Source organism: Agromyces sp. CCNWLW203, assembly GCF_036576125.1.
GTDB lineage: Bacteria > Actinomycetota > Actinomycetes > Actinomycetales > Microbacteriaceae > Agromyces.
Window position 1 is genome coordinate 142696 of record NZ_JAZHYX010000008.1, and the last position, 12368, is coordinate 155063.

The 12368-nt window shown below is 67.4% G+C and carries 13 protein-coding genes; 8 read left to right on the top strand and 5 right to left on the bottom strand.

The genetic code is table 11. The annotated features are described in order from the left end of the window. Nucleotides 1-129: 129 nt before the first annotated feature. The 3 genes from VPH61_RS17265 (at nucleotide 130) to VPH61_RS17275 (ending at nucleotide 1886) form a co-directional block, all read left to right on the top strand. A complete protein-coding gene (locus VPH61_RS17265) occupies nucleotides 130-789 on the top strand; it encodes a nuclease-related domain-containing protein (RefSeq protein WP_332064746.1) in 660 nt (219 codons plus the stop codon). Between the two features lie 90 nt (nucleotides 790-879). Continuing rightward, on the top strand, nucleotides 880-1299 hold the full coding sequence (locus VPH61_RS17270; protein ID WP_332064747.1) for a RidA family protein: 420 nt from the start codon (nucleotides 880-882) through the stop codon (nucleotides 1297-1299). A gap of 14 nt (nucleotides 1300-1313) precedes the next feature. Beyond that, nucleotides 1314-1886, top strand: a complete 573-nt coding sequence (locus tag VPH61_RS17275) for a YdeI/OmpD-associated family protein (RefSeq protein ID WP_332064748.1) — start codon at nucleotides 1314-1316, stop codon at nucleotides 1884-1886. Here VPH61_RS17275 and VPH61_RS17280 read toward each other — a convergent pair. Both VPH61_RS17280 and VPH61_RS17285 read right to left on the bottom strand, forming a co-directional pair. Then, entirely contained in the window at nucleotides 1880-3427 is a 1548-nt protein-coding gene (locus VPH61_RS17280) for a DUF3482 domain-containing protein (RefSeq protein WP_332064749.1), read from the bottom strand. The two genes, VPH61_RS17275 and VPH61_RS17280, sit on opposite strands and share 7 nt — an antisense overlap. Beyond that, on the bottom strand, nucleotides 3424-4941 hold the full coding sequence (locus VPH61_RS17285; protein WP_332064750.1) for a DUF2868 domain-containing protein: 1518 nt from the start codon (nucleotides 4939-4941) through the stop codon (nucleotides 3424-3426). Before VPH61_RS17285 ends, VPH61_RS17280 begins: the two co-directional genes overlap by 4 nt. Before the next feature lie 225 nt (nucleotides 4942-5166). Here VPH61_RS17285 and VPH61_RS17290 point away from each other — a divergent pair, with 225 nt between their 5' ends. Then, nucleotides 5167-6033, top strand: coding sequence for a BglII/BstYI family type II restriction endonuclease (locus VPH61_RS17290; RefSeq protein ID WP_332064751.1), 867 nt, complete (start codon nucleotides 5167-5169; stop codon nucleotides 6031-6033). Between the two features lies 1 nt (nucleotide 6034). Here the strand turns inward: VPH61_RS17290 and VPH61_RS17295 are convergent, their stop codons facing one another. Beyond that, nucleotides 6035-6973 (bottom strand): MT-A70 family methyltransferase, encoded by a 939-nt coding sequence (locus tag VPH61_RS17295; RefSeq protein ID WP_332064752.1) that lies wholly within the window; start codon nucleotides 6971-6973, stop codon nucleotides 6035-6037. Nucleotides 6974-7136: 163 nt separating this feature from the next. Here VPH61_RS17295 and VPH61_RS17300 point away from each other — a divergent pair, with 163 nt between their 5' ends. After that, nucleotides 7137-8072, top strand: a complete 936-nt coding sequence (locus VPH61_RS17300) for a G5 domain-containing protein (protein ID WP_332064753.1) — start codon at nucleotides 7137-7139, stop codon at nucleotides 8070-8072. Nucleotides 8073-8193: 121 nt separating this feature from the next. Here the strand turns inward: VPH61_RS17300 and VPH61_RS17305 are convergent, their stop codons facing one another. Both VPH61_RS17305 and VPH61_RS17310 read right to left on the bottom strand, forming a co-directional pair. Then, nucleotides 8194-9498 (bottom strand): hypothetical protein, encoded by a 1305-nt coding sequence (locus VPH61_RS17305; protein ID WP_332064754.1) that lies wholly within the window; start codon nucleotides 9496-9498, stop codon nucleotides 8194-8196. 114 nt (nucleotides 9499-9612) lie between these two features. After that, nucleotides 9613-10962, bottom strand: a complete 1350-nt coding sequence (locus VPH61_RS17310; RefSeq protein WP_332064755.1) for a hypothetical protein — start codon at nucleotides 10960-10962, stop codon at nucleotides 9613-9615. 163 nt (nucleotides 10963-11125) lie between these two features. On the opposite strand from VPH61_RS17310, the gene VPH61_RS17315 reads away from it, so the two are divergent. The 3 genes from VPH61_RS17315 to VPH61_RS17325 all read left to right on the top strand — a co-directional run bounded on the left by VPH61_RS17315 (nucleotide 11126) and on the right by VPH61_RS17325 (nucleotide 12357). After that, complete coding sequence (locus tag VPH61_RS17315) at nucleotides 11126-11647, top strand: hypothetical protein (RefSeq protein WP_332064756.1); 522 nt, start codon at nucleotides 11126-11128, stop codon at nucleotides 11645-11647. Nucleotides 11648-11714: 67 nt separating this feature from the next. Next, nucleotides 11715-11948: a FitA-like ribbon-helix-helix domain-containing protein gene (locus tag VPH61_RS17320; protein ID WP_332064757.1), complete on the top strand. Its 234-nt coding sequence runs from the start codon at nucleotides 11715-11717 to the stop codon at nucleotides 11946-11948. A gap of 4 nt (nucleotides 11949-11952) precedes the next feature. Further along, nucleotides 11953-12357, top strand: coding sequence for a type II toxin-antitoxin system VapC family toxin (locus VPH61_RS17325; protein WP_332064758.1), 405 nt, complete (start codon nucleotides 11953-11955; stop codon nucleotides 12355-12357). Nucleotides 12358-12368: the final 11 nt, after the last annotated feature.

Here is a 12368-nt window from a genome sequence, read left to right on the forward strand (position 1 = left end):
GCGCCGACGCTCGTCGACCGACCACCAGGCGCCGGAGTGATCGCGAAGTGCCTCGCCCTGAATACCGCCGCTCCGCCGCGTGGGCGGTTGGCTCGGGCTTTTGGACGTTCACCCTTGTCAGCCGACTCGATGAGTTGGGACGGCGGTGCCCTCGGCGAGCTCGCCGTGGGCGCCCGCCTTCAGGGACTGAACGGCGAGTGGACCGTGCTTCACTCCGTACCGATCGACAAGTACGACACCGACATCGACCATGTCATCGTCGGCCCGACCGGAGTCTTCACGATCAACACGAAGCGGCACCCGGGCGCACGCATCTGGCTGGGCGCCCACATGATCATGATCAACGGACAGAAGACCGACTATCTCCGGAAGGCACGAGCAGAGGCGCTGCAAGCGTCCCGTCGGCTCACCGCTGCAAGCGGAGCGCCGGTCACCGCCACCCCCATCATCGTGCTGGTCGGCATCAAGGCGATCACGGTGAAGCAACGCCCATCAGACGTCATCGTCCTTCGTGATGGAGAACTCCTGCGCTGGCTTCAGGCCAAGCGACGCGGAGCGCGAGTCGCACCCGAACCCTCACTCCTGTCGGTCGTCGGGATGCCACGAACCTGGCACGCCAATGGCGCTGCCGCGATCGAGACGTTCGACGCTTCCCACGGTGCCGCGTTCGCATCGCTCCGCCGCTCAGTGGGCCGAGCCGCCGGCGTTCGAGCGATCTGGATGTTCGGTGTCGTCATCGCGGCGCTGCTCACGTCCGCCGGCGTGCTGACGGGAGCCTTCGGCAACTAGACCGCCGTCTGTCGCAGTCCTGAGCCACGCGGAGCTCCCGCCATAGGATGTCGAGACCAGTGTCGTTGACCTCGAGCTCGGGAGTGACCTGTGGAACGAACCGTGATCTTCACTCCCGATGCGCCGTGGTCGCCCGGGGGCGCCAGCCAAGCGATCTCGCACAACGGGCTGCTCCATGTGTCGGGCCAGCTCCCGATCGATCCGGAGACTCGGCACATGCTGCCGCGGCCGCTGAACGCGTTGATGGGCGGCGGTGACCAAGCGGTGAACGCTCAGATGAGACAGTGCCTGACGAACCTGAACACCATCTGCCTCGCCGCAGGCACCGAGCTGTCGAACGCGATCAAGCTCACCATCTACACGCCCGTGCTGATCGAGTTCGGCTCGATCATCGATCAGGTGTTCCGTGAGTTCTTCCCCGTCGCTGCGCCCGCACGCTCGATGATCGGTGTCAATGTGCTGCAGGGCAACGCCCTGGTGCAGATCGACGCGGTCGTGTCGCTCGGCTGAGCTATTCTCCGGTCATGGCCGACCGCGCGAGCAAGCCCGAACTGCACGTCGACGCGGTCGCCGAATGGGAAGCGTGGTTGAACGCGAACCCCGATCCGAACGGGGTCCGGCTGCGACTGCGCAAGAAGGCGTCGACCCGACCCGGCATCACGTACGCCGAGGCGCTCGACGTCGCGCTGTGCTTCGGGTGGATCGATGGACAGACGTCATCCCTTGACGCCGACTACTACCTGCACACCTTCACACCACGACGACCTCGAAGCACGTGGTCGAAGGTCAACATCGGTCACGTGACTCGGCTCACCGAAGAAGGCCGCATGCGCCCGCAAGGCCAGCACGAGATCGACCGTGCGAAGGCCGACGGCCGGTGGGACAGCGCGTACCGGCAGAGCGACGGCGATGTGCCCGTCGAGCTTCAGGAGGCTCTCGACGCAGACCCGGAGGTCGCTGAGGCCTTCGCGGCGCAGTCGGCGCAGAACCGGTTCTCGATGGCCTTCCGCGTGGCCAACCTCAAGCGGCCGGCGTCTCGAGCCGCTCGCGTGGCCGAGTTCGTCGAAATGCTCAAACGAGGCGAAACGCTTCACTGACCGTCGTCGAGCGTGCCCGGATACAGCTCGTCGAGCAGCCCGAGAGCCAGCTCACGAAGAAGCCCCTCGAGCGAGTGCTGCACCGCTTCCCCGCCATCGCCCCGCCGCCCCCAGATCACAGCAAGACGCTCCTGCGAGGCCACCACCGCATCGACGACCATCGGCCGCCAGTGCGACGGATACTCCCCCTCGCGCCAAGCCCCGCGCCCGCGCCCGTAGTGCGCGACCGCCAGGTAGCGCAGCAGCGCCGACGTCACGAGCCCGTCGAGGAACGCCTCCTCCCACCGCAGGCTCGACTCGGTGCGACCTCGCACCACGTTGACGCCCTGCGCGATGCCCGCGCCGCCGAGCGCCCCGATGATCGCACCCGCGACCATGCCGGCGCCGAAGGTGAGGCCACCAGCCATGAGGTCGGCGCCGAGCCCGGTGAGCGCCCCTGAGACGACGCCGCCGAGCGCTGCGGTGCGGGTGCCGTCGAGCGGCGCGTCGAGGTGCACGCCGTCTGCCACTCGCTCGAGCACCTCGTCGGCCGCGCGCCCCTCGAGCCGGTGGATCGCAATGAGCCGCTCCATGCCCGCGCGCAGCTCGGCCTGCAGACGAGCGGCCATCTCGCCGGTGGCATCCGACTGCGCCTTCGCCCGCGCCGCGTTCGGCAGGCCGAGCGAGCCGGTGACGCGGTTCGTGATCGGCTCGGCCGGTAGCGTCACGCGATCGGCGGCCGCCCGTGCGATCGGCCCGGCGAGCGCGGCCATCGACGCGTCGAACTCGCCCATGCGCAGTTCGCGCCACGCGGCCGACAACCGGGCGAAGGCCGGCGCAGAGGCATCCGGAACCAGCGGTTCGATCGCTGCGAACAGCGTGAACTCCTGCACCCAGCAGCGCGCGAACGCGTCGAAGGCGAGCACGTCGCGCACGTTGGTCGAGGGGCCGAGCGCGGCACGCCAGCGCGCGGCATCCGCTTCTTCTGCGGACCGCTCGCGCGGCGGGCCGGTCTGGTTGAGCAGCACGAGCACAGGCTTGCCGACGTACTCGAGCACCTCGAGCTCGGGGGTGAGGTAACCGGCGTCGGCGGGCGCCTCGGCCGCGTTCACGAGGTAGAGCACCACGTCGGCCTGCTCGGCGACGTTGCGCACGGCGAGCTGGCTGAGCCACAGCGCGCGGTCCTGATAGCGATCCCACACCTGCGACGTGAACCAGCCGATGGGGTTGCGGTTCTGCCGCAGCCGGCGCGCGAGCCGCACGCTGTCACCGAAGCCGGGCGTGTCCCACAGCGTGAGCAGGTCGCCCTCGGAGGTCTGCACGAGCGGAAACGGCGTGGCCTCGGCGGTGACATGCGGCGCGTCGCGCACCTCGCCGACGTCGCGCCCGAGCAGCGTGCGCGCAAGCGTCGTCTTGCCCGCGTTCGTGTGCGAGATGAGCGACAGCGACACGGCCCCGGCATCGAGCCCGGGTACCTCTGTTGGTTGAGGAGGCGCGCCAGCGCCGTCTCGAAACCCGCCCACCGCAGAACGAACCCGGTCGGATGCCGCATCGCCGCTCATGCGCGCCCCCTCCCCTCGTTCGCGACCCCGTCATCATGAGCGGATGCCGCGGCAGCAAGCTCCGCCTCAGCCACCGCCAGATCGGGGTCGACGAGGTCGACGAAAACCGCAACGCTCCCGTGCGCCTCGAGCAGCTCGCGCCACGCAGCGCGCCGTTCATCGCGCCGCTGGGCGTCGTCGCCCCACCGCCCGAGGAACGCCGACTCGTCGACGAGCGCGACGTTGGTTCCGGATGCCGCGGCACCCCCGGCCCCGCCACCACCTCCGCCTCGCCCGAGCGCCGCGAGGAACGCCCCATGCGCGTCCTCCTCGGGCGTGGCCGTGAGGCTGAACAGCGGCAGGCGAATCTCGCCGGCGTCGGCGAAACCCCTGCCCGCGGCATCCGTCGCTTGGCTCTGCTCGACGTCATCGCCCCACGCGACGGGCGCATCGATCGTCGGCGCCGCGTTGCCGAACGCTCGCGCGAGCACGGCCTCGAGCCCGGCGCGTGCCTCAGGCTCGAGGGTGTAGCTGTACGGGATGACGCGCACCCGCGCCGGCTCGCCCACCCACGCGGCGACGAGGCGGCGGTAGTACGGCTCGTCGAGCGGCAGCGTCACGCGCTTCGCCCGGCGCCGTTCGACGAGCCCCGCGACGAGGGCGAACACGAGCCGCGGCACGATGACGACGAGCGCGACGGTGGCGGCCATGAGGTGCATCCACATCGCGGCGTTCTCACTCGCGGGCGCGCGGATCGCCTCGATCGCGGCCACGTCGGGCACCGCGATGCCGGTGATCCAGGACCCGGGAGCGAACGTCACGGCGAGGAGCGCCTGCACCTGTTCGGGGCCGAGGAACGTGCTCTCCCACGACGCGCGGTACTCGAACGCGAGGCCGCGCAGGTAGAGGCCGGCGATCACGCCGAGCGCGGTCGCCGCGGCGGCGAGGTGCAGCACTCGCGCGGCGCGCGCCGTGTAGAGCGGCGCGGCGACGCGAGCCCAGTCGCGGGGCAGCGCGGCGAGCGCTGTGCGTCGGGCGGCGGTCGAGGCATCCGCTCGGCTGCTGTCGCCGGATGCCCGCACCGACGCGACCCGGATGAGCAGCCCCCGCACCGGCCCGGCCGCCCCGCGCCCCAGCGCTAGCGGGCGCACGAGCAGCCAGACGTAGACGAGCAGGTTCCACACGACGAGCGCGAACACCGGCGGGGCGAGCAGGTTGATGCTCGACCCGCCGCCGATGCGGTCGATGAGCAGCCCGAACAAGAACGCGGCGACCACCGTCACGACGCCTACCCACGGCCGCCACCGGATGCCGCGCACCGTGCGCGTCACCGCCGGCTGGCGTGTGCCGATGCGTTCGAGCACGAGCTGCGCGCGGCGGCTCAGGAACTCGTCGGCGCTCGCCCGCTCCCCCACGATGGCCGCGGCTGCCCGGCTGGCCCACTCGCGGTCGGCATCGGACCACAGCACGCGATCGCGGTCAGCCGTCTCGACGGCGCGGGCCTCGGTCGTCTCGAGGGCGGCGGACTCGTCCATGTTGCGGAGTCTATGGTGCGCCGTGAAAGGCACACTGATGGACCGCCGCATCCGCACTTCAGCATGCGTGGGTTTCTCGGTGCAAGTAGTACTTCGATGCCAAGGCAACTTGCTCTAAAGCTGATGGGATGACCCACCCTAAGCAGGAGCAGGGATTCAACAATTTGAAACTGAGCAACACGCGGTAGCCACGCGCTCTTACGCGGCGCCTATTACGGTTGGGGCATGGACCTCACAGAATCATGGCGCACGGAACTGCCGTTCTCGATTATCGAGCGCTACGACATCATCGAGACTCGCAATGCCGCCGCTATGTTCAAGGCTTCGAACCCGGAACTCCTAGCTGAGATGGTCACTGTTCTGGACGGCTTTTACTTCGATGTGGAGCGGATCGTTCGAGGTGGTGGAAGCAAGCACTTCATTTCGGCCGAACTCGACGAAGCGTTTCGCGTGGCAAACTGGCGTGAGGCGAAGTTCAAGCAGAAACTCATCACTGAGTTGGTGTTGAACCCCTACAAGCCAGCAGGCGAAAAGTCCAAGACAACTCGCAGCAGTGCGAGCGAGTACGAGGGCCATCAGATCGACAATGTGAAAGGCCGAGTCGGCCTCGATGTCGAGTGGAACCCAAAGGACGGGAATCTCGACCGAGACTTCTCAAATTTTCGTAGTCTGTACGACGCAGGGGTTCTCGATCTTGGCATTCTCATCGTTCGCCGCGAGAGGGATATGCGTTCGCTCTGGAGCGACACAATTGCTAGGGCCAAGGAGCTCAACAATGCCAATTTTGTCTCTGCCAAATGGTCTGAGCGGTTAGAGAAGACGCCCGTCGATCCCCTCGGAACCAGCACAACATCCAATTTCGAGAAACTCGAAACACGAGTGAAGCGCGGCGATGGTGGCGGTTGCCCGATCCTTGCCATCGCAATCACTACGCGATGCTACAAGCCGCCCGTTGATTTGGATGTTGAGATTCAGCGTATTGCGTCGAACCATACAACCGGCCGGCCAGTAGAGAGGCTCGCCGAACGCCTGTTCCCAAATGCCACCATCGGCGATCTGGAAGAAGCGATCAGCGAGCCCGACGACGACTAGTTCAGGCGCTCACCAGTTGCGCAGAACGCTTAGGCCGTCCGCGACCGCGGAACTCAGCGCCTCCCTTGACGAGAAGCGCGCGCACGCGGGTGATGGAGTAGCCCGAGGAGTCGGCAAGTTGCTGAACTGAAGCGCCCGTCTCGTATTCCTCGACCAAGATACGAGCGACACGGTCAGAGAGCCAACCACTCATACGCTCGTTCGGCTCTAAGGTCGGGAAGTCCTCGATCTTGCCGCCACCGTAGCCGCGCTGCGCCTTACCTTTCGGCTCGACGGCATCGTCAGACTCATTACCCCAGGCGCTCCACCCTGGCCGCGCATACCGCGCGAACATCTCAAGGTACGGCCCTGGGGAACACGATTCTATGAGGTCATACTGCTCATCGGGCTTCCGGCTGTGCTCACGCTTCCGTGTCTCAATCATATTGACGGTCGAGCGAGCAGGTGCGAGTGTTCGCATGGAGCCCTTAACACCGAAGAGGATGGGCTCGGTCACATTTCTGAAGTAGAACCCGACGCCGCGCCCATCGGGGCCGCCGTCCTTGCGGCGCTTCGCCCAAATCACATTGCTCACATAGCGGAAACCCCAGGCCTGAAGCACTTCAATGCCCTCTAAGAGCAGGGCGTTGGGAACCCAGAGATAGAGGTGGGCATCTTTCGCCGTCGCGTCACCAACAGGCAACGCCTTGATCTCGTCGAGATCCATCGTGCCGTACCGGTCGAGCCGACGGTGCTCGGGCGCCACTTTCCCGGTCCGGTTCGCGAACCGCCACGGCGGATCAGCAAGCACAGTTTTGAATCCGCCGTCGATGGATGGAAGTGGCGGAATCTCGGAAGTCACGGGCGGTGCGTCGATGGTGGCAGGCATATCTTCATCATAGCCGAAAAGATCTAATACATCATTGGATCTTTTCTCTTGGGTCGTCGCTTGGCCGCTCATGTCATCGCTTCCTGGTCGTATGGCTGGTTGGATCTACCTTGCCTGGGACCACCCACGCGGAGGAGAGTTATCCACAACCGGGGGCGCACCCCCTGTACTGGGACGCGCGCAACGGTTCTCGCCGGAATAGCGTCACGGGAGACCCGTACCGAAGGAGTACCTCGTGCCCACCGCTGACCCAGGCTGGTTCGATGACGGGTCGGGTCAACAGCGTTGGTGGGATGGCGCGAATTGGACGAGCCTCTACGTCGACGAAAGCACTGGCGCGGTGATCGACCGCGGAGCTTCGCCCACGGGACCAGTTGCCACCGTGACGACGCAATCTGGAATGAACCTCAAGGCCGCGATCATCACGTTCTCCATCATCGTTGTGGTGATCCTGCTCTTCTGGGGCCCGGCTGCGCTACTTCTCGTCGCAGGAATCATCACTGGTGCCGTCGGACTGTACGCGGTGTTGAAGGGATCGTTCGGTCGGCTGCGTATCCGCACGCGCCCGGTTGCCGTGGCCGTTCTCGTCGCAGGTGTCTTCGCTTCGAGCATCGGTGGCGCTGCTCTGGCGGCTACGCAGCAGCCGTCAGACCAGGTGGCTTCGTTTGTCGATATGGGTTCAGCCTCTCCGCGCGCGACGATTCCCACGCCAACGCCGACCCCGACGCCGGTGCGGAAAGAGTCCGTTCTCGAGGAGCCCGCGACGATTGCCTACACATCATCGAGCGTCGACGACCCGAATCTCGACTTGGGGCTGACGGCGGTCGCGACGCCGGGCGCGAACGGGCAGAAGGTCACCCGCATCCGAGTGGTCACGGTCGACGGAGTCGAGATCTCGCGCGAAGTCATTGAAGAAGTCGTGACAGTGCAGCCGGTGAACGAGGTTATCGCCGTCGGATCACGGCAACCTCCACCTCCGCCGCCTCCAGCGCCGGCCGACAACGGATGCGACTCGAACTACGAGGGCGCGTGCGTGCCGGTGTCTTCGGATGTCGACTGCGCCGGTGGCAGTGGAAATGGGCCGGCGTATGTCGAAGGTCCTGTTTGGATCGTCGGGTCCGACATCTACGACCTCGATCGCGACGGCGATGGCATCGCCTGCGACGTGTAGCTCAAGATCCAAGACGCGCAAGGGGTCCGACATCCATCAGGCTCGGATCGCCGGGTAGAGCGCGCAGCCGACGACCACGACGGCCATCTCGACGACTGCCAGCAGGCCCCAGTCGAGCCAATCAGTCGACGAGGGATCGTTCGTCGGTGAGCGATTCGGCCCGGCCACGCGACCCGAGCGGTCGTCCGGAACGCCGCGACGCTTCGATGTCGTGCCGGGCTCGGCGCAGGGACTCGCTCGCGAGCGACGCGACCCGCCCGGCCATCGCGATCACCTGCTCTCGGTGATCCCTGCCCGTGGTGGTGATGACCGCCTCCGAGCCGCCGAGGAAATGGCCGAGATCGCTCCGGGCGTGCTCGGACTCGGCCAGCCTCGTGAGCGCCTCGGCGCTGATCCCGCCCTGGTGGGCGGCGATGGCATCCCGGGCGACTTCGAGCCGCCGGTCTGCGTCCCTGATCGCATGGTGCACGTGGTCCACGAGCAGAATCAGATCCGTCGCGCGCTCGCGGGCCGCTGCGATGGCAGCCGCCAATGTCGTGCGCGCCTCGCGCAGTCGGCTCAGGTGGGCGAACGGGTCGGTGTTCACCCCAGCCTGCGGGATGGCCGTGAGGGCTGCCTGCAGCTCGCCGACCACATCCGCGACGCGGCGAGAGCGCGGCTCTTCGAGTACGGCCGCGAGGTCCCGACGGCACTCCTCGACGAGCGCCACCAGCATCGACTCCGCTCGCAACGCCTCGACCTCGAAGGTCTCGACGGCGTCGAGCAGGCTCGCTGCTCGCTGCACGGATGCGGTGGATGCCTCGAGCGCGACGCTCGCCTGCTCGCGGTGACCGGCCGCATGTCGCACCTCGGCCACAGCCACGCTGTGCTCGGCGAACCCGATCAGTCGATCGGCCTCCGCAGGGTTGCCGTCTACCCGAGCGAGCGCCTCGCGGGCATACCTGACGGCGAGCCGATCGATGCTGTCGCGGGCGTTCGGAATGCGAGCGCGCAGGTGCTCGAGGTCGGCTCGCACGGCGGCGGCGACCTCAGGCGCACGCCGCACCCGCCCGGCCCGGTCGGCGAGGGCAGTGGTCTGCCGCTCGAGCTCGTCGTCGGCCCACTCGCAGAGCTGCACGATGCGCAGGTTGCGGGCACGCACCTCATCGGTGCTGCCGGGCATCGGGTCGTGATTGAGCCGGTACAGCCGGAATGCATCGTTCAGGTGCGTGCGCACCTCGACGAGCGTCTCGCGCAGTTGTGTCGTGGCGTCGTGCCCCAGCTCCGCCTCGGCGTACCCCAGATCGTCGACCGCGACGCGGACGCGTTCGTCGGCGGCGACCAGGGCCAACGCGGCCTGCTTCGCCAGGTCGGCGTCGCGAACCGCGAGTTCAGACGCACCGTGTGTGCGCCCGACCCGGAGACGTCTGACCCGGAAACCGGCCATGGTCAATCCTACGATCGCGCCTGCAGCCTGCCTAGAGCGTCGAGATGCCGCTCGGCCGTCGGATCCTTAGCTGCTCGATCGGGAGATCTCGACAGGCTCGATCGGCAGAGATCGTCAATCGAAGATGCCGTCGAGGATGCTTCCGATGACGAGGCCGCCGAGGATGCCGCCCATCATGTCGCCGCCGCCGCTGCGTCGACCGCCGCCGCCCCAGCCGTCGCCGCCCCACTGACCAGGATCCTGCGGGCGTGACGAGTCGATGTCGCGCTGTGCGAGCTGCAGCGCCTCGGCTGCGAGGTGCGCGACGCGGCGCGCCATGAGCATCGCCTGCTCGCGGTGGTCTTCGCCGATGACGCTGACGGTCGCCGCGGGCGTGCCGAGGAAGCGGTCGAGGTCGACTCGCACACGCTCGGACTCGGCGAGGCGGGTGCGGGCGTCGGCGCCGATCCAGCCGCGGTGGCCGGCGATGACGTCGCGAGCGACTGCGAGCTGCCGATCGGCGTCGTCGATGGCGTGGTGCACGTGCTCGAGCGGCGGGATCGGGCGCGCAGCGCGCTCGCGGGCCGCGGCGATCGCGGCATCCAGCGCGGAGTTCGCATCGCGGAGGCTGCTGAGCTGCGCGAACGGGTCGGTGTTGACGCCGGCCGCGGGAAGGGCCGCGAGGGCACCCTGCAGCGTGTTGATCGCGGCAGTGACCGCGGGCGTCTGGGGTTCCTTCTGGGCGACGGCGAGGTCGCCCCGGGAATCCTCGATGATCGCCGACAGGGTCGACTCGGCGCGCAGCGCCTCGACCTCGAAGGTCTCGACGGCGTCGAGCAGGGTCGCCGCACGGCGGACCGACTCGGTGGATGCCTCGAGGGCGAGGTTGGCCTGCTCGCGCTGCCCGGCCTCGCGGCGACGCTCGGCCACGCCGGCGCTGTGCTCGGCGAACCCGAGCAGCTGCTCGGCTTGGGCGGGGTTGGCCTCCACCTGGGCGAGCGCTTCGGGCGCGTAGCGGGCGGCGAGCCGGTCGATGGTCTCGCGGGCGTGGGGAATGCGGGTGCGGAGGCGCGCGGCATCCGCTCGCACGCCGGCGATGATCTCGGGAGCCCGACGCGCCCGTGCGATCTTGTCGGCGAGGGTCGACATGTGCTCGTCGAGCACGTCTTCGGCCCAGTCGCAGAGCTGCACGATGCGGGCGTTGCGCTGCCGCAGCTCTTCGGCCGTGTCGGGAATCTCGTCGTGGTTCAGCTGGTTCAGCCGGAAGGCCTCGCCGAGGTGCTCCTTCACCGCGGCGAGCGCGGTGCTCAGCTCGGCGGTGGCCTCGTGACCGAGCTCGGCGTCGGCGAAAGCGAGCTCGTCGGCGGTCACGCGCACGCGCTCATCGGCGGCGACGAGGGCGGTTCCGGCCCGCTGCGCCAGCACGGCATCTTGAGCGCTGAGTTCTTGCTCTTCACGCTTACGCTTGCCCCAGAATCCGGCCATGCATTGATCCTATGGGGGTGGCTGGGAGGCGGCTGAGGTGGCGGAGCGCGGTGACCACGCCGCTCGCGCGGAGTTGTCCCTCACAGGTGGTCTTCGCGATGCGTCCTCCACATGGGGCAGACGCCGGCGGTACTCGGCACCGATCGACTCCTATCTTCGACGCATGATCATCGATTCCGGCTGGGACTTCGTTCAACTCTGTTCGACCCGCATGTCGTGGAGCGATCCGCTGGATCGTCGCCTCTTCGTCGTCGCGATGGATCGCGACCTCTGTTGCTCCTTCACGAAGGTGGTCGAAGAGGGGTTCGACGGCGATCTCTCGGGCATCGCCGGCCGCGTTGTCGACGCGGTCGACGCCGATTTCATCCGCTACTTCGCGACCGTCGAGCAGGTGGATCGGCTGAGCGACGATCCGTTCTGGGGCTCGCAGGGTCATGCGAATCTGATCACTGCGGAGATCGAGCGAGAATGCGAATCGCGTGGCATCCATCTCATCGGGCATTACCAGCTGAGCCCGACGGAATGGCGTGGCACGGGACCACTGCACTCGTTTCGCGACTACCCACTGCTCACAGTTCCCCGCTATGAGGTGACGCGACCAGCGCAATACGACGGATGGCGTCGCTCCACGGCGCCGCTCGACCGGTTCGGCTTCCGCGACGAGTACGAAGTAGTCGACGCGTGAGGGCAGCACGTCAGCCCCTGGACCCTGAATGCATGCATAATGCATGCATCCGCGATAGAGTGGGGGCGTGGCAGTGAACATCACCATTCGCGCAGTACCCGACGAGGTCCGCGACGAGCTCGCCTCACGTGCGAAGCGCTCCGGGCGATCGCTTCAGGAGTACCTGACCGTGACCCTTACTCGAATTGCGAGCTCCCCGTCGCCCGATGACGTGCTCGCTCGCATCCGCGAGCATTCGCGAAGCTATCCCCCTGTCGCGACGTCCGAGATCCTCGACGCACGCGCCTCGGATCGACGCTGACGAGGTGGTCGTCCCCACTCAGGAGCGGATCGTCATCGATGCATCCTCGATGACGGCGTTGCTGCTCGACGCACACGCACACGAACACGCGCGAGTCGGTGGCACGCATCTGCTCGCGCCGAGTGTGCTTCCGTACGAAGTGGCGAACGTGCTGCGACGACTCTCCGAAGCCCGACGGATCGCAGAGCCTCACGCTGATCAGGCGTTCGATGACTTCACCGACCTCGCCGTCGAACTCTGGGACTGGTCGATCTTCGCCGCACGCGCCTGGAGCCTCAAAGCGAACCTCTCGAGCTACGATGCCTCGTACGTCGCGCTGGCCGAGCTCACCGAGGCGACGCTCATCACGCGCGATGCGCGACTCGCGCGTGCGCCCGGCACGCGTTGCCGAATCGAAGTGTTCGCCTGACCGACGAGGGC

What these genes read in the sequence shown, in the direction of transcription:
- VPH61_RS17265 (WP_332064746.1), top strand. Translation starts at nt 130, where the DNA reads ATGAGTTGGGACGGCGGTGCCCTCGGCGAGCTCGCCGTGGGCGCCCGC.
- VPH61_RS17275 (WP_332064748.1), top strand. Translation starts at nt 1,314, where the DNA reads ATGGCCGACCGCGCGAGCAAGCCCGAACTGCACGTCGACGCGGTCGCC.
- VPH61_RS17280 (WP_332064749.1), bottom strand. Translation starts at nt 3,427, where the DNA reads ATGAGCGGCGATGCGGCATCCGACCGGGTTCGTTCTGCGGTGGGCGGG.
- VPH61_RS17285 (WP_332064750.1), bottom strand. Translation starts at nt 4,941, where the DNA reads ATGGACGAGTCCGCCGCCCTCGAGACGACCGAGGCCCGCGCCGTCGAG.
- VPH61_RS17290 (WP_332064751.1), top strand. Translation starts at nt 5,167, where the DNA reads ATGGACCTCACAGAATCATGGCGCACGGAACTGCCGTTCTCGATTATC.
- VPH61_RS17295 (WP_332064752.1), bottom strand. Translation starts at nt 6,973, where the DNA reads ATGAGCGGCCAAGCGACGACCCAAGAGAAAAGATCCAATGATGTATTA.
- VPH61_RS17305 (WP_332064754.1), bottom strand. Translation starts at nt 9,498, where the DNA reads ATGGCCGGTTTCCGGGTCAGACGTCTCCGGGTCGGGCGCACACACGGT.
- VPH61_RS17310 (WP_332064755.1), bottom strand. Translation starts at nt 10,962, where the DNA reads ATGGCCGGATTCTGGGGCAAGCGTAAGCGTGAAGAGCAAGAACTCAGC.
- VPH61_RS17315 (WP_332064756.1), top strand. Translation starts at nt 11,126, where the DNA reads ATGATCATCGATTCCGGCTGGGACTTCGTTCAACTCTGTTCGACCCGC.